Here is a 16,784-nt window from a genome sequence, read left to right on the forward strand (position 1 = left end):
AATCAAGGATCAGGTGGAACGGGTCATCGAGCTGGCCGTCGAGCGCGGCTCCTCGAGACCCCGGAACGCCGACGGAGCGCTCGAGACGTGAGGTTCCACTACAGGATCGGCTGGACGCTCGCGCGATTGCTTGCGAAGCTGCTCTGGGGCTTCAGAACCGAGGGCAGCGGCGGCATCCCGGGGGACGGTCCGGTCCTTCTGGCAAGCAATCACATCTCGGGCTGGGATCCGCTGCTCGTCGGACTCGGATGCCCTCGGGAGACGCACTTCCTCGCGAAGGAGGAGCTCTTCCGTAATCCGTTCCTGGGATGGCTCATCAGGACATACAACGCCATCCCCGTCCGGCGCGGCGCGTCCGACAGGCGGGCGCTCAGACGGGCCGTCTCGGTCCTCGAGCGGGGCGGCGTGATGCTGATGTTCCCGGAGGGAACGCGGAGCAGGGACGGACGGCTCGGGAAAGGACGTCCCGGCGCGGCCTGGGTGGCTGCGGCCGCGGGTGCTGCGATGGTCCCGGTCTGGATCACCGGCTCGAGGGACCTCGCCGTGGCCTTCAGAAGGAAGAGACTGCTCCTTGTGAGGTACGGACGGCCGATCGCCCCGCGAGAGGACGGCGACTACAGGGCTCTCGCCGAAGAGGTGATGGCGGCCATCCGGGAGCTGGCAACGGGTACGGTGACGGTATGACGGTCGAGGTCGCTCCCGGCGCGGGGTTCTGTTTCGGCGTCAAGCGTGCGCTCCGGCTCGCCTTCGAGGCGGCGAGAGGCGGAGACGGGCGGGTCGTCACGCTCGGGCCGATCATTCACAACCCGCAGGTCGTCGAGAGGCTCGAGGAGGAGGGACTCCGGGTCGTCAACGACCTGGACGAGATCGAGACCGGGACGCTGGTGGTCAGATCGCACGGCCTGCCGGCGTCGGTTCTCGAGGAGGCGCGACGCAAGGGTCTCACGATCGTCGATGCCACGTGCCCGTTCGTCAAGCAGGTGCAGGACCGGGCCAAGGAGCTGGAGCAGGAGGGCTACCTCGTCGTCGTGGTTGGAGAGGAGGACCATCCGGAGGTCCTCTCCATCACCGGCAGTCTGGAGAAGCAGGCGCTCGTGGTCGACGGGCCGGGCGGCCTCGCCGGCATCGATGGGGCGGAGCGCGTTGGTGTCGTCTGTCAGACGACGCAGCCGCCGGAGCGACTGCGCTCGGTCGTCGAGGCTCTGCTGGCGGTCGCGCCCGAGGTCAGGGTGTACAACACGATCTGCGAGGCGACGTTCGAGCGACAGGCGAACGCGCTCGAACTGGCGAAGCGTGCCGACGTGATGCTGGTCGTCGGCGGAAGGAACAGTGCCAACACAAGGCGTCTATGGGAGCTCTGTCGCGAGGCGGGCTCGCGCGCTTATCACATAGAGACGGCCGACGAGTTCCAGCCCTCGTGGCTCGAGGACGCCGGGACCGTTGGGATAACGGGAGGCGCATCGACACCGCAGTGGATCATCGATGAACTGGTGTGCGCGGTCGAGAGCGCCATGGCCTCCGGAGGAACCGGAGGAGGAACGCCGCCCTCAGTCGGCAGCAGTTGACGTTTCGAGAGGAGTGAACAGGCAGGATGGTCGAGGACAAGGACAGAATCGAGTCACAGGACACGACGAACGAGGACGCGACGGCAGGCACGGAGACCGCGAAGACGGACGAGCCGGCCGAGCCGAGGCAGGACGACACGACGGCCGAGACCGCTTCTGCGGAGAGCGGCACCGAGACGCAGGAGACAGCGACGGAGACGGCCGTGCAGGATCCTGAGGCCATCGAGAGCGCCGTCGCGACGCCCGACGAGCTCCCCGACGAGGCGCTGGAAGCGGCCGAGAAGGTCACGACGGCCATCGAGGTCTCGGACGATGAGCTCGAGGAGCTCGGCTACACGCGCGAAGAGTACGAGGCAATGGCCGAGATGTACGAGTCGACCCTCCGCTCGATCGACGAGGGTGAGCTCGTGAAGGGCCGCGTGCTCTCGGTCAACGAGAACGAGGTGATGGTCGACATCGGCTTCAAGTCCGAGGGCCGGATCCCGATCGAGGAGTTCACGGAGCCCGACGAGATCAAGCCGGGCGACGAGATCAGCGTGCTGCTCGAGGCGACCGAGGACCAGGACGGCGAGGTACGCGTCTCGAAGCGCAAGGCCGACTTCCTGCAGGTCTGGGACAAGATCAAGGAAGCGCACGACGACCAGTCGATCGTCGAGGGCGTGCCGAAGCGCAGGATCAAGGGCGGCCTCAAGGTCGACCTGTTCGGCGTCGAGGCGTTCCTGCCGGGCTCGCAGGTCGCGCTCAGGAGGATCCCGAACCTCGAGGACATGCTCGGGAAGAGGCTCCGCTTCCGCATCCTCAAGGTCAACAAGCGCCGCCGGAATATCGTCATCTCGCGCCGCGTCGTGCTCGAAGACGAGCGCCAGAGCATGAAGGAAGAGCTCCTCAAGGAACTCGAGGTCGGACAGACCAGACAGGGCGTCGTGAAGAACATCACGGACTTCGGCGCCTTCGTGGACCTGGGCGGCATCGACGGACTGCTTCACATCACCGACATGAGCTGGGGACGCATCCGGCATCCCTCAGAGCTCGTGGCCATCGGCGACGAACTGACCGTCAAGGTCCTCTCGTTCGACCCTGAACGGGAGCGCATCTCGCTCGGTCTGAAGCAGCTCATGGAGTACCCGTGGGAGAACGTCGAGGACGAGTTCCCGGTCAACTCGAAGGTCCGCGGGAAGGTCGTGTCGATCACCGATTACGGCGCGTTCATCGAGCTCAAGGAGGGTGTCGAGGGACTGGTCCACATCTCCGAGATGTCGTGGACGCAGCACATCCGTCACCCCTCGAAGATACTGGGCATCGGTGACATCGTCGAGGTGAAGGTCCTGAACGTCAACAAGCCGGAGGAGAAGATCTCCCTGTCGCTCAAGCGGACGGAGAGCGATCCCTGGCAGGACCTCGACACGAAGTACCCCGTCGGAACACGGATCGAGGGACGCGTCCGGAACCTCACGGACTTCGGCGCGTTCGTCCAGCTTGAGGAGGGCATGGACGGTCTCGTCCACATCTCCGACATGTCCTGGACGAAGCGGATCAAGCATCCGAGCGAGGTCGTGCACCGCGGCGAAAAGGTCGAGGTCATGGTCCTCGGGATCGACAAGGACCGACACAGGATCTCCCTGGGCATCAAGCAGTGCCAGGAGAATCCCTGGCCCGAGATCGCCGAGAAGTACGCTGTCGGAACGCACGTGGACGGAAAGGTCTCCCGCATCCACAAATCCGGCATCGTCGTGGAGATCCCCGAGGACATCGAGGGCTTCGTGCCGATGTCACATCTGGCCCTGCCCGATATCTCGCGGGTCGAGGCGCGCTTCGCTCCGGGCGACACGATACCGCTCGAGGTGATCGAGGTCTCGCCTGAAAACCGGCGGATCGTCCTGTCGGTCAAGACCTACATGGAGAAGCAGCCCGAGGAGACGCTTCAGGAGTACATCGCGGCGCACGAGGTGCGCTCCGAGCTCCTCGAGCCGAGTGAGGGCGAGGAGAAGGCCGACGACAGCGGGAAGAAGCCCGAGGAGAAGTCTGAGGGCGACTCCGAAGAGAAGCCCGAGGACGAGAAGCCTGAGGGCGACTCCGAAGAGAAGCCCGAGGACGAGAAGCCTGAGGGCGAAGCCGAGGAGAAGCCCGAGGAGAAGCCTGAGGGCGATTCCGAGGAGAAGCCCGAGGAGAAGCCTGAGGGCGATTCCGAGGAGAAGCCCGAGGAGAAGTCTGAGGGCGATTCCGAGGAGAAGCCCGAGGAGAAGTCTGAGGGCGAGGCCGACGAGAAGCCCGAGGAGAAGTCTGAGGGCGAAGCCGAGAAGAAGCCCGAGGAGAAGCCTGAGGGCGATTCCGAGGAGAAGCCCGAAGACGAGAAGCCTGAGGACGACTCCGAGGAGAAGCCCGAGGAAGAGAAGCCTGAGGGCGATTCCGAAGAGAAACCCGAGGAAGAGAAGAAGACCCTGTAGTCCGGGGGACATCGCCCCCGCGCGTGTGGGTCGATGAGACAGGATCGGGGGGACTCGCACTCGGGTCCCCCCGCGCCTTTGAGAGGAAACGAAGCGCGATGGACCGCCGACGACGGCCGACCGTCTCGCTGACGACGGTCGGATGCAAGCTCAACCAGTACGAGAGCGAGGGGCTGGCGGACGGGTTCGAACGGGCCGGGTTCCGCGTCGTGCCGTCCGGCGACCGGGCCGACGTCTGCGTCGTCAACACGTGCACGGTGACGACGCGAAGCGACTACCGCTCCCGTCAGATGCTCCGGAGAGGAGCGCGAGTGAGCGACGTCGTGGTTGCCACCGGCTGCTACGCGGAGCGCGAGCCCGGCTCTCTGGCCCGGATGCCCGAGGTCAGGCTCATTGTCGGCAACGGCTCCAAGAACAGACTGGTCGAGCTGGTGTCCGAGCTGCTCGACGGAGGGCCGGTCGACCGCATCCACCATGAGCCGGTCAGCACCTCCTGTGATGGGTACGATGTCTCGACATTCCGTGGACACACGCGGGCGTTCATCAAGATCCAGGACGGCTGCGACCATCGCTGCTCATACTGCGCGGTCCCCGACGCGCGCGGCCCGTCGAGGAGTCGTCCGACGGCGGAGATCCTCGACCAGGTCGCTCGGCTGGCGGGCGCGGGATACAGAGAGGTCGTCCTGACAGGCGTCCACATCGGCTGCTTCGAGGACGGGATCGAAGCGGGCTCGGCGCTCGCGCGCCTCGTGGAACAGGTGGTCGACGTCGAGGGCATCGAGCGCGTCAGACTCGGATCCGTCGAGCCGACGGAGCTCCTGCCCGATCTGGCGGAGCTCATCGTGCGCGAGGAGAGGGTCTGCCCGCACCTCCACATTCCGCTGCAGAGCGGCTCGGACAGGGTCCTGAAGGCGATGGGGCGGCGCTACGACAGCGCGTCCTACATCGACAACGTTCGCCTCGTAACGGACGAGCTCCCGTTCTGCGGCTTCGGCGCCGACGTGATGGTCGGGTTTCCCGGCGAGACCGACGAGGACTTCGCCGAGACGGTCGAGGTCATCGAGAGCCTGCCGTTCACGTATCTTCACGTCTTCTCCTACTCGCCCCGCGCCGGCACGGAAGCGGCGCGCAGGAGCGACCAGGTCCCCGGCGTTGAGAAGCGGAGGAGGAGCAGACAGCTGCGCGAGCTCTCGAGGCGCCGTTCGCTGTCCTTTCGCCGTTCGCTCATCGGCAGGAAGCTCAGCGTTCTGTTCGAGGACAGGGAGGGACCGGCTCCCGGGCTCGCCACGGGCCTCTCCGAGAACTACGTCCGGATCGACGCACCGGGCGGCCCGGAGCTCGCAAACCGCCTGGGCGAGGTGGAGATCATAGAGGCCGACGGCGAGGCGACGCGGGGCGCCGTCCTGGAGTCCACGCTGCGATAGGAGACGCTGTGCGGGTCTACATCGAGACGTACGGCTGCCAGATGAACGAGTATGACTCGAAGCTGATCCGCGAGAGTCTCCGGCTCCATGGACACAGTCTCGTCTCGAGCCCGGAGCGGGCCGACGCCGTCGTCGTCAACACATGCAGCGTCCGGGAACGGGCCGAGATGCGCGTCCTCGGGCGGCTCCGGCATCTGCGCGGGCTGGCCCCGCCGGACGCCGTCGTCGCGGTGGTCGGGTGCGTGGCGCAGCGACTGGGTTCCGAGCTCTTCGAACTGACGCCGGTCGACCTGGTCGTCGGTACCGACGGATACGGCCGTCTTCCCGAGCTTCTCCGGGCCGCGCGCGACGAACGGTGCCTCTGGACGCCGGTCTACCGCCGGGATCCCTACGACGAACGCGACGCGCCAGTGACGGCGGGTATCAGAGAGTTCGTCGCTGTGATGAGGGGCTGCGACAACTACTGCACCTACTGCATCGTCCCGTTCGTGCGCGGCCGCGAGAGGAGCCGCACGGCGAACTCGGTCCTGCGTGAGGTCGGCCGCCTGACCGCGCTCGGGACGAAGGACATCACGCTCCTCGGGCAGAACGTCAACTCCTACCGCGACGGAGACGCGGACTTCCCGGAGCTCCTCCGCCGCGTCGCGGCCGTCCCGGGACTCGAACGGCTGCGATTCGCCACGTCGCATCCCAAGGATCTCTCGGACGAGCTCATCGAGACGATCGCCTCGACGGGTGCCGTCTGCGAACACATCCACCTGCCGGTCCAGTCCGGCTCCGACCGGGTCCTCGCCTCGATGGGGCGTTCATACGATCGGGAACGGTATCGAGCGCTCGTCCGCACGATCCGCGAGCGTGTTCCCGATGTCGCGCTGACGACCGACATCATTGTCGGGTTCCCGGGAGAGACCGCGGACGACTACGAGGAGACGGTCTCCCTGATGGAGGAGGTCCGTTTCGACTCCGCCTTCATGTTCCGCTACTCGGTCCGGTCAGGCACCGCCGCTGCGGACCTCGCGGACGATGTACCGGAAGAGGAGAAGATAGCGCGCCTCGAGCGGATCATAGAGCTGCAGAAGGGCATCACCTGGCGCATCAACGAGGGTCTCGTCGGTCAGCGGGTCGAGGTGCTCTGCGAGGGCCCGAGTCAGCGGGACAACGACGTCCTCTTCGGAAGAACCCGTCAGAACAAGGCCGTCGTCTTCAGCGGCCGGGCCGACGTCGGAGAGCTCGTGGATGTCACCGTTCGCGAGGCGTCCGCATGGACGCTTCGCGGCGTCGTGAGCGACCGTTCAGCCTGACGGTCCGTCACGGAGGTCGGCACCAGCGATCTGTCAGACGGCGGCCGGACGGGAGAAACCCCTTGCGACCGGTTTCGAACCGTTGCTAGACTGTCGCTGCCCGCACACTGCGGGAGTCTGCGGGCCCGATGATCCCGGGGCCCGGCGCGAAAAAGCACACCAGCTCTTCAGGATCAGGAGGTGCCAGCCGTGTGGGTCCTGAGAATGCTCCTCATCCTCATCCTCGTCGTGGCCATCACGTGGTTCGCCATGATCAACAGCGGTGAGAGAGCGACTATCTCGCTCGGCACCGCGGAGCTGACGTTCGAAGACGTGCCTCTGGTCCTGCTGCTCTTCGAAGCGTTCGTCGTCGGTGCCGTCGTCTGGTTCTTCGTCTCGATCTTCCACGAGGTCACGCTGCGCCGCCGCATGCGCGCGCTTCAGCGAGAGAACAAGGACCTTCAGCAGGAGATCGCCGGTCTCAGGAACATCTCGCTGGACGGCATCGAGACCGATGCGGAGGACGACGTCTAGCAGGCGCTCTGGAGGACGAGGTGAACGCGTTCGCTCTGACAGCGGTCGTCGTCGCGGCGGCCATCATCCTCTTCGCGTGGCGCATCGCGGCGCTGCGGCGCTCGCGCGCGGCCCTCGAGGATTCGACCCCGTACCGGCTGGGCATCGATGCCATGATCCGGGGCGACCGGGAGGAGGCAGTCAGGCATCTGACCGCCGCCGTCCGTGAGGATCCCAGGAACGTCGATGCCTACATCAAGCTCGGGAACCTGCTCCGGGAACAGGGGCGGGCGCGCCAGGCAGTTCAGGTCCACCGGGAGCTCCTCGTCAAGCGCCGCCTCTCGAAGACCGTGCGGAACGAGATCATGCGGAACCTCGCCCTGGATCTCAGGCAGGAGAGCCGCTGGCGAGAGGTCCTCGAGAGCGTGGCGGCCCTCGACCGCTCGAGCCGGAGCGACCCCGAGATCATCGAGATGACGCGCGATGCCTACGAGGCGACGGGGGAGTACGAGCGGGCACGAGAGGCGCACAAGGAGCTTCTGAAGACCGGCGCCGTCGGCCCGGAACTCGGTGTCTACCGCGCGCATCTCGCACTGCTTGCTCTCAGGGCCGGCGACACGGCGCGGGCGCGTTCCGAGTTCAGAGCCGCGCTCAAGGAGAGCCCCGAAGGTGCCGCGCTGGCGAACGTCCACCTCGGGGACATCGCCGCCGCCGAGGGCGACACGGACCGCGCGATCGCCTACTGGATGAAGATCGTCACCGACCGGCCGGAGTGCGCATTCACCGTGTTCGAGAGACTCGAGAAGGCGTTCTTCGAGGTCGGCGACTTCGGCAGAATGATGGGGATCTACGAGGACGTCGTCACCCGCGCGCCGACGAGCACGCACGCGCTCATCGGTCTCTCGAGGATGCTCGAGCGTAAGGGCTCGATCGACGACGCGGTCAGAACCGCCCGGGAGGCCGTGAAGCACGAGGGCGAGTCGCTCACCGGTCACAGACGCCTGAGCGAGCTCCTGGTGCGCCAGGAGCGCTTCGAGGAGGCCGCCCGCGCAGCGGACCAGCTGCTTGAACGTCTCGCCTCCGACGGCAGGACCTGCCCGACCTGCGGCGCGTCGACCGAGGAAGGAGCGTGGCGCTGTCCCGCCTGCCGCGCTTGGATCGATGCCTGCTGACATCCGGACATGCGTCACAGGTCTCGTCGCCGCCGCTCTCGTGGCGGCGCTCGTCGTGTCGTCCCCGGCGGAACCGACGGCGCGTGAGGCCGTGGCCAGAGCGCGCGCCCTCGAGCGTTCGGGACGTCCCGATGAGGCCAGAACGTATCTGTCGGAGCTGACGGCATCGGACGACAGGCTGGCCGAGGAGGCCTCGGTCCTCCTGGAGCTGGCCCGGCTGACGGCCGACGTCGACACCCTGACCACGCTTCTCGACGCAGCTCTGGATGCGGCGCGGAGACCGGAGGAGATCGCGGCGGCGCATATGATGCGCGGCGACCTGCTGTTCGCCCGCGGCCGGTACACGGCCGCTGCCGAGGAGTACGCCCGGGCCGACCGGTCTGCGCCGGCCTTCCGGCCCGGAGCCGCCGAGTTCAGACGTGCGGAGAGCCTGCTGGCAGCCAGGGACGGCTCTGCCGCGCTCGACGCGTTCACGACCATCGCGGAGGCCCCCGGCACGCTGGAGGAGATCCGCCCCCGGGCCGAGCTCGGGGCGGCGAGGGCGCTCCTCGAGCTTGGACGCCACGAGGAGGCGGCCAGGTCGTTCGAGAAGGTGGCGGCCGAGTATCCCGACGGCGATGTGAGGCTGCTCGCGCTCTCAGGCGCCGCCGAGGCGCGGGCACAGATCGGGGACCATGCCGCGGCGACCGAGCTGCTGTCGTCGCTGGTCGAGGAGTACCCGGGGACCTTCCACGCAACACTGGCGCTGGAGCGGCTCTCCCGCCCGGCCCCGCCCGACACAGCATCAGCCGACACGACATCGCCGTCGAACGAGTCCCGCTGACAGCCCGGGCGGTTCGCGTGAACCGGTGACGGCCGGAGGCACTGAATGGCCGAGCTGACACCCATGATGCGCCAGTACAGGAAGATCAAGGGGGAACACGGCGACGCGCTCCTGCTCTTCCGGATGGGCGACTTCTACGAGACGTTCTTCGAGGACGCGAAAACCGCCTCGGACATTCTGGGGATCGCGCTGACCACGCGGGACAAGGGCAGCGACAACCCGATCCCCCTCGCCGGCATTCCCTACCACGCACTCGACAATTACCTGGCCAGGCTCGTCGCCGCCGGTATCAAGGTCGCCATCTGCGATCAGGTCGAGGACCCGAAGAAGGCGCGCGGCCTGGTCAAGCGCGAGGTCACCGAGATCGTCACGCCCGGGACCGTCATGGGTGAGGGACTCCTCGACGACGGCCGCTCGAGCTACCTCGTGGCGGTCGCGCCGTCGGAAGCGACGATCGGGATGGCGCGCGTCGACCTCTCGACCGGCGAGTTCTCGCTGACGGAGCTCGCCCCGGGGGACGTCCGAAGGGAGGTGCTCCGCGCGGACGCCGCCGAGATCGTCGTCCCCGAGACCGCGGCGGAGCGCGAGCCGCTCCGAGCTGTACTCTCCGAACTCGGGGGCGTCACCGTGACGCGGCTGGCCGACTGGGAGTTCACTCCGGAGGAGGCGGCCTCGGCGCTCAGAGAGCATTTCGGAGTGGCCAATCTGGACGGCTTCGGAGCCACCGATATGCCGTCCGGCGTGGCGGCCGCCGGCGCCGCCATCAGGTATCTGCGCGACCTCAAGCGCCGGGATCTGACGCAGATCACGACCATGCGTTCCGTGAGCGCAACGGAGCACATGGTCCTCGACGAGACGACGCAGCGGAACCTCGAGCTCGTCGAGCCTATGGAGCGGGGACTCGAGGAGGCGACCCTCTTCGCGGTGCTCGATCGCACTGTGACGGCGATGGGCGCGAGGCTCCTGAGGCAGTGGATCCTCTACCCTCTGCTGGACGTCGACAGGATCTCCGCCCGCCACGATGCGGTCGAAGAGCTCCTGGACGACGCCGCCCTCCGCGAGAACCTCAGGAGCATCCTGTCCGAGCTCTGCGACGTCGCCAGGGTGATCGGCCGTGTCGCGTCCGGCCACGCGTCACCGCGGGACCTGGCGCACCTCCGCCGCAGTCTGGAGCTGGCGCCCCAGGTCTCAGAGACCTGCACGGCCTCCAAGGGACCGGCCGTCGCCTCGCTCGGTACGAGCCTGCCCGACGTCGCCGACGTCGAGGGGTTCCTCGCGGGTGCGGTCACCGACAGTCCGCCGGCGTCCCTCCGCGACGGCGGCGTCATCCGCGAGGGGTTCGACGACGAGCTCGACAGGCTCCGAACCGTCACCCGGGACGGCAAGGGATGGATCGGACGACTCCAGACGCGGGAGCGCGAGAGGACCGGCATCCCGTCGCTCAAGATCGGGTTCAACAAAGTCTTCGGCTACTACATCGAGATCAGGAAGACCCATCTCGAAGCCGTGCCGGATGACTACATCCGGAAGCAGACGCTGGTCAACGCCGAGCGATTCGTCACGCCGGAGCTCAAGGAGCACGAGGAGACCGTTCTGACGGCCGAGGAGGACATGAGCCGCCTCGAGGCCGAGCTCTTCGAGGGGATCAGAAGCCGCGTCGCGGAATCGGCCCCGCGGATCCAGGAGCTCTCGAACGTGCTGGCCCGGATAGATGTGCTCGCGGGTCTCGCCGAGTCGGCCGCAGAGTCGCGCTTCGTACGCCCCTCGGTCGACCGGTCGGGCTCGCTCCTTGTGCAGGAGGGACGGCATCCGGTCGTGGAGAGCCTGCTTCACGGAGAGCGCTTCGTCCCGAATGACCTCGACCTGTCGGTCGACGAACGACAGATCCTCCTGATCACGGGCCCGAACATGGCAGGCAAATCGACCTACCTGCGCCAGACCGCGCTCATCGTGATCATGGCCCAGCTGGGCTCCTTCGTCCCGGCCCGGGAGGCCCGCGTCGGCCTCGTCGACCGCGTGTTCACGCGCATCGGCGCGACCGACGCGCTGGCCAGGGGGCGCAGCACGTTCCTGGTCGAGATGAGCGAGACCGCCAACATCCTGAGGAACGCGACCGACCGGAGCCTCGTGCTCCTCGACGAGATCGGCCGCGGCACGAGCACGTTCGACGGCCTGTCGATCGCGTGGGCCGTGACGGAGCACCTCCACAACCGGGAACAGGGTCGTCCGAGGACGCTCTTCGCCACTCACTACCACGAGCTCACGGAGCTCGCCGACGTTCTGCCCCGTCTCTGGAACATGAACGTGCTGGTCAGGGAGACCGGCGATACGATATCGTTCCTGAGGAGGGTTGTGCCCGGCTCGGCCGATCAGAGCTACGGCATCGAGGTGGCGCGTCTGGCGGGCGTGCCAGACGAGGTGATAGCCCGCGCGGGCGAGGTGCTCCGCAACCTCGAATCGACGCAGTACGGGGTCGACGAGATGCCGCGTCTGGCCGCCGGCGAGCACGGGCCGCTGGGACCGGAGAGCCCGCAGCTCGCCCTCTTCGAGCGGCGGCCGTCACAGGTCGAGAGAGAGCTCTCCGACATCGATCTCGAGTCGATGACGCCGCTCGAGGCGTTCGACCGGCTCAGGAAGCTGAAGGAAGAGGTCCAGAGTGACACGTAGGATCCGCACGCTCTCGGAAGCCGTCTCGAACATGATCGCGGCCGGCGAGGTCATCGAAGGTCCGTTCTCGGTGGTGAAGGAACTCGTCGAGAACGCCATCGACGCCGGCGCGGACGAACTCAGCATCGAGATCAAGGGCGGAGGTAGCGATCTCATCCTCGTGAGCGACAACGGCGTCGGTATGGACCGCGACGACGCGGTCGACGCGTTCAAGCGATATGCGACGAGCAAACTCTCGGGGCCGGAGGATCTCGAGGTCGTCGAGACCCTCGGCTTCCGCGGGGAGGCGCTTCCGTCGATCGCCTCGGTCTCGAGGGTCCGGGTGGTCACGTGCGAGCCGGGGAGCGTCGAGGGGACCGAGGTGAGCGTTGTCGGGGGCGAGCTCAGAGACGTCCGTCCCGCGGGCAGGGCGCCCGGGACGACCGTCGAAGTGTCGTCGCTGTTCTTCAACACGCCCGCGCGGCGGAAGTTCCTCAGAAGCGACCGCGTCGAGACCCGGAAGGTGGTCGAGCTTCTGACCGAGTACGCCGTGCTCTACCCGGCCGTCCGGTTCGACGTCGCGGTCGACGGCAAGCTCACCATGAACATAGGACCGTCCGGAGGTCTGCGCGACCGCGTCGGCGAGGTGCTCGGCCAGTCGCTCGTCGACGACCTCTTTCCGATCTCGGCGTCCGAGGGAGGCTACGCCGTATCGGGCCTCGCCGGGAAGCCCTCCATCGCCAGAGCGCGCGGCGCGCTCCAGATCGTCGCAGTCAACGGCCGCCCGATCGGCAGCCGCCTGGTCGGCGCTGCTGTGAGGGCCGGGTACGGCGAGCTCCTGCCGCGGGACCGCCACCCCGTCTACGTTCTCCTCATCGACATCGACCCCGCGCTGGTCGACGTCAACGTCCACCCGACGAAGCGGGAGGTCCGGTTCGGCGACACGCGACGGATCTTCGGACTGGTCGAGGCGGCCGTCAGGAAGACGCTGATGTCGCACGACAGCGCCCCGCGGTTCGGCGGCGTCAGGGACGGAAGTCCGGACAGCGGCTGGAGCGGACCGCGCGCGGAGAACAGCATCCCCGCCGCACAGCTCTCGCTGCCCCGCGACATGGCCGAGGGCATCGCGACGCAGACCGAGGAACGGCGCCCGTCGGACGAAGACCGGGAGGTCGGGCCTCTGGAGGAGGTCAAGTTCTGGCAGCTCCACCACCAGTACATCTTCGTCCAGACGAGAGAGGGCGTTCTGCTGCTCGACCAGCACGCCGCTCACGAACGGGTCGTCTACGAGGAGGCAAGGCGCCGCCTGACCGGAGCCGCGGAGGAAGGGCCCGGCCAGCAGCTGCTTTTTCCGGTCGCCGTCGATCTCTCGCCGCAGGAATGGAGCGCCTTCGAGGAGGTGAGCGGGCTCGTAGGCAGGCTCGGGTTCTCGGTCAGACCCATGAGCGGCAGGACCGTCATGATCGAGTCCGTTCCCGGGGCCTTCCCGCGCCTCGCGCACGAAACGGTTCTCAAGGACATCCTGAACGCCCTGCCTTCAGGCGCGTCCGGCACGCGAGACTACGTGGAGAGCATTGCGCGGACCTTCGCCTGCCGGACGGCCATCAAGGCCGGTGACAGGCTGCGGGAGGAGGAGATGCGCGCCCTTGTCGATCAGCTGTTCGCCACCGAGCTTCCGTACTCGTGTCCGCACGGCCGGCCGACCTTCATGCGCATGACGCTCGAGGAGCTCGACAAGAGGTTCGGGAGGACATGACCGGAACCCCGCGCGACAGGCGTCGGACGGTCATGGCGATCGTCGGGCCGACGGCCGTCGGGAAGACAGGCGTCGCCGTGCCGGTCGCGCGCGAGCTTCGCGGCGAGATCGTCTCGGCCGACTCACGCCAGATCTACCGCGGTCTCGACATCGGCACGGCGAAGCCCGACGCCGCCGAGACAGCTGCTGCGCCCCATCATCTCATCGACATCGCCGAACCGTCGGAGCGCTTCGACGCCGCCAGGTTCGCATCGCTCGCCGAGCACGCCATCGAGGACGTGTTCGGGCGGGATCTGACTCCGATCGTCGTCGGAGGAACGGGCTTCTACGTGACCTCGCTCTTCGAGGGTCTCTTCGAGGGGCCGGGGCGGGACAAGGCCATTCGGTCCAGATTGGAGGAGGATGCCGCGCGGCTCGGACCCCGCGCCCTCCACGAGCGGCTGGCCGCGGTCGACCCCGACGCGGCGGATCGGCTGCACCCGAACGACGCCGTCCGTGTCGTCCGGGCCCTCGAGGTCCACGAATCCACGGGCCGGACGCTCTCGGCCTGGCAGAGGGAGGGGCGTCGCGAGCCGCGCTACCGGCCGTGGTACGTGCTTCTCACCATGGACAGAGAGCTTCTCTACCGCCGCATCGAGCTGCGGGTGGACCGCATGGTCGAGGCGGGTCTCCTTGAGGAGGTCGATCGGCTTCTGGCATCAGGCAGACTCGCAGAGGACATGCCGGCGGCAAACGCCCTCGGATACCGCGAGCTCATCCCTGTCGTGAGAGGCGAGAGGGCGCTCGAGGAGGCGGTCGAGGAGATCAAGAGGAACACGCGCCGCTTCGCCAAGCGCCAGGTGACGTGGTTCTCCAGGACCCCCGCTGAGCTGACCATCGACATGGGGAAGAAGGAGCCCGAAGAGGCAGCGCACGGCCTGCTCGAGGCCTGGAGGCGCGCAGCGGGTCGAGAGCGCTGAGGGACGTCCGTTCTCCGCCGGCGGCTACTCGAGGTAGCCGAGCGCCCGGAGCGCCTCGATACGCTCCGGACTGAGTTGCTCAACCTCGACCGCTCTGGTCTGTGTCGTCGCCAGCCACTCGGTCACCCTGCGGGACATGTCGCGTCTGACGTCGGGCAGCTCTTCAGCCAGGTTGACCGTCTCCGCGGGGTCGGCCTCGAGATCGTACAGCTCCTCGAGTTCGATCTCCGGCGAGTCGATGTACTTCCACGGCGGGAGGCGGAGCCCGACCGAGACTCTCGAAGAGAGCGGTTTGGGGTTCTCGAAGTCCGTCTGGCAGAACGCCGGGAGATCGCCCTCCATAGTCACCCCGTCCCGCACGACGGCCGAGAGATCGAGCCCCTGCACGCCGGGAGGCGGATCGACGTCCACCAGACCGAGGATCGTCGGACACACCTCGAGCAGCGTCACCTGCGTCGGTACCCTCCGCGGCTCGACGCCGGGGACCCGGACCATCATGGCGACGGCCACGAGCTGATCGTAGAGCCTGTTCCCGTGGGCGAAGTAGAACTGGTGCTCGAATCCCTCGCCGTGATCGGACACGAGAACGACGATCGTGTCGTCCCGGAGTCCCAGCCGGTCGAGTTCATCGAACAGCCTACCGACCTCCCGGTCCATGAACCGGATCTCGCCCTGATAGCGCAACCACTCGCGCATGAGGAAGTCCCGCGGCATCTCGAAATCCGTGCGGAACCGGTCCTGCGGATCATCGTAGGGAACAGGAACATCGGCCAGTCCGGCCTCTGCAGCGAAGTCGAACGCCGGCGGCGGCTCGTACGGCCAGTGCGGATCGAAGTAGTGAACGTATGCGAAGAACGGCCTGCCGTGGTTGGCCTCGATCCACGTTGCCGCCCGGTCGGTCATCATGTCGGCCGGAAGCTCGATCGCCGCGACCGGAGCATAGCCCAGCGCCGAGACCAACTGTCTCAGAGCCAGCGCCCTGTGCAGGGTCCATGGTGTTTCGGTCGGCTCGACGTACGTGTCGAACCCCTGATCGGTCCCGTAGTAACTCGAGAGAACTGTGGCCGCCGCGAACGCGCCGGTCGCGTAGCCGCGGTCACGCAGCAGCTCGGCGAGCGTTGTGATCTCGCCCGGCAGCGACTTCGTGTTCGTGTCGACGCCGTGCGACATGGGATAGAGACCGGTGAAGAGGGTCGCCGCCGCCGGCCGCGTCAGAGGCTCCGGCGTCACACAGGCCTCGAAGAGCACGGAGTCGTCTGCGAGCGCGTCGATCGACGGCGAGAGACCGTCGACCGATCCGTAGCAGCCCAGGCAGTCGATTCTCGTCGTATCGAGCATGATGAGGACGATGTTCGGCACGTCCGGAACGGGACGGCCGCTCTCGATGTCGGCCGGGCCGAGATCGGCCGCACCTTCGATGCGATCCACGCCGCCCGCGCCGGCCCAGTAGACGGGCAGGATGAAGAGCAGGACAAGAACGCAGACCCTCCAGAACACCGGTCGACCCGAACGCGCCGCCCGCCGCAGAAACAGCCCGAGCAGCACCAGCGCGATCGCGAGCGCCAAAACGTCGAGAGCCAGTGACACCGGGTGCGTCGCCCCGTGCGGCGAGAGCCTGTTGAGGGAGAGGACCCAGTAGAGGAAGACGGAACCGGCGAACACGAAGGCCTGACCTCCGGCGGGGGTGGTCACAGCGGTCCATCGTCCGCCCGTCGCGGCTCGCAGGAGAAGCCCGACGAGGACCGCGGCGGCGCCGGCCACTACTCCGAAACCCGCGTAGAGCAGGACGTTCCAGAGCATCACGGCGGCGAGACTGCCGCTCCACACCACGGGGAGCTTGATGACGAGGACGATCCACTCGAGCAGGGCGAGTCCTGCGAAGATGAGCAGGCCGCCGCCCAGTGTCGCACCGACGAAACTCCCGGTCGAACCTCCGTGTGCACGTGCCCGCATGTTCACCGTCCCTTGGTATCTGCCCGGACCCCTTGCGCCAAGCCGATTCTACGCCGAACGGGAGCATCGGGCAACCCCGGAGGGGCCGCACGCCAGGCCGAACGGACTTGACACCCCGTTGTGCCGGATGGTTCCATTGTGTGGGACAGCAACAGACTCAAAGGCGAGCGGGCATAACTCAGCTGGTAGAGTATCAGCTTCCCAAGCTGAGAGTCGCGGGTTCGAGTCCCGTTGCCCGCTCCATTTCTT

12 protein-coding genes and 1 tRNA gene are annotated in these 16,784 nt (G+C 67.3%); 12 read left to right on the plus strand and 1 reads right to left on the minus strand.

The window, feature by feature from the left end; all coding sequences use genetic code 11:
- Positions 1–87: 87 nt before the first annotated feature.
- From GF405_06790 to miaA, 11 genes are all read left to right on the plus strand, one after another.
- Entirely contained in the window at positions 88–684 is a 597-nt protein-coding gene (locus GF405_06790) for a 1-acyl-sn-glycerol-3-phosphate acyltransferase (GenBank protein MBD3367865.1), read from the plus strand.
- A complete protein-coding gene (ispH, locus tag GF405_06795) occupies positions 681–1,565 on the plus strand; it encodes a 4-hydroxy-3-methylbut-2-enyl diphosphate reductase (protein MBD3367866.1) in 885 nt (294 codons plus the stop codon). Before GF405_06790 ends, ispH begins: the two co-directional genes overlap by 4 nt.
- A 26-nt stretch (positions 1,566–1,591) precedes the next feature.
- On the plus strand, positions 1,592–4,009 hold the full coding sequence (locus GF405_06800; GenBank protein MBD3367867.1) for a 30S ribosomal protein S1: 2,418 nt from the start codon (positions 1,592–1,594) through the stop codon (positions 4,007–4,009).
- Between the two features lie 98 nt (positions 4,010–4,107).
- Entirely contained in the window at positions 4,108–5,433 is a 1,326-nt protein-coding gene (gene mtaB / locus GF405_06805; protein MBD3367868.1) for a tRNA (N(6)-L-threonylcarbamoyladenosine(37)-C(2))-methylthiotransferase MtaB, read from the plus strand.
- 41 nt (positions 5,434–5,474) lie between these two features.
- Positions 5,475–6,734 carry a tRNA (N6-isopentenyl adenosine(37)-C2)-methylthiotransferase MiaB gene (gene miaB / locus GF405_06810; GenBank protein ID MBD3367869.1) on the plus strand — a complete coding sequence of 420 codons (1,260 nt, stop codon included), beginning with the start codon at positions 5,475–5,477 and terminating at the stop codon, positions 6,732–6,734.
- 189 nt (positions 6,735–6,923) lie between these two features.
- Entirely contained in the window at positions 6,924–7,247 is a 324-nt protein-coding gene (locus tag GF405_06815; GenBank protein ID MBD3367870.1) for a DUF1049 domain-containing protein, read from the plus strand.
- Positions 7,248–7,267: 20 nt separating this feature from the next.
- Positions 7,268–8,398, plus strand: a complete 1,131-nt coding sequence (locus GF405_06820; protein MBD3367871.1) for a tetratricopeptide repeat protein — start codon at positions 7,268–7,270, stop codon at positions 8,396–8,398.
- Positions 8,388–9,221, plus strand: coding sequence for a tetratricopeptide repeat protein (locus GF405_06825; protein MBD3367872.1), 834 nt, complete (start codon positions 8,388–8,390; stop codon positions 9,219–9,221). The genes GF405_06820 and GF405_06825 overlap by 11 nt, the downstream gene beginning before the upstream one ends.
- Positions 9,222–9,266: 45 nt before the next feature.
- A complete protein-coding gene (gene mutS / locus GF405_06830) occupies positions 9,267–11,888 on the plus strand; it encodes a DNA mismatch repair protein MutS (protein MBD3367873.1) in 2,622 nt (873 codons plus the stop codon).
- Positions 11,878–13,623: a DNA mismatch repair endonuclease MutL gene (gene mutL, locus GF405_06835; GenBank protein ID MBD3367874.1), complete on the plus strand. Its 1,746-nt coding sequence runs from the start codon at positions 11,878–11,880 to the stop codon at positions 13,621–13,623. The genes mutS and mutL overlap by 11 nt, the downstream gene beginning before the upstream one ends.
- Positions 13,620–14,582 carry a tRNA (adenosine(37)-N6)-dimethylallyltransferase MiaA gene (miaA, locus tag GF405_06840; GenBank protein ID MBD3367875.1) on the plus strand — a complete coding sequence of 321 codons (963 nt, stop codon included), beginning with the start codon at positions 13,620–13,622 and terminating at the stop codon, positions 14,580–14,582. Before mutL ends, miaA begins: the two co-directional genes overlap by 4 nt.
- 24 nt (positions 14,583–14,606) lie before the next feature.
- Here miaA and GF405_06845 read toward each other — a convergent pair whose 3' ends face one another.
- Positions 14,607–16,535, minus strand: a complete 1,929-nt coding sequence (locus GF405_06845; protein MBD3367876.1) for a sulfatase-like hydrolase/transferase — start codon at positions 16,533–16,535, stop codon at positions 14,607–14,609.
- Positions 16,536–16,702: 167 nt separating this feature from the next.
- On the opposite strand from GF405_06845, the gene GF405_06850 reads away from it, so the two are divergent.
- Positions 16,703–16,778: transfer RNA gene (locus tag GF405_06850), tRNA-Gly, on the plus strand.
- Positions 16,779–16,784: the final 6 nt, after the last annotated feature.

Origin of the sequence: Candidatus Effluviviaceae Genus V sp., from assembly GCA_014728125.1 — a bacterium.
Classification (GTDB): Bacteria; Joyebacterota; Joyebacteria; order Joyebacterales; family Joyebacteraceae; genus WJMD01.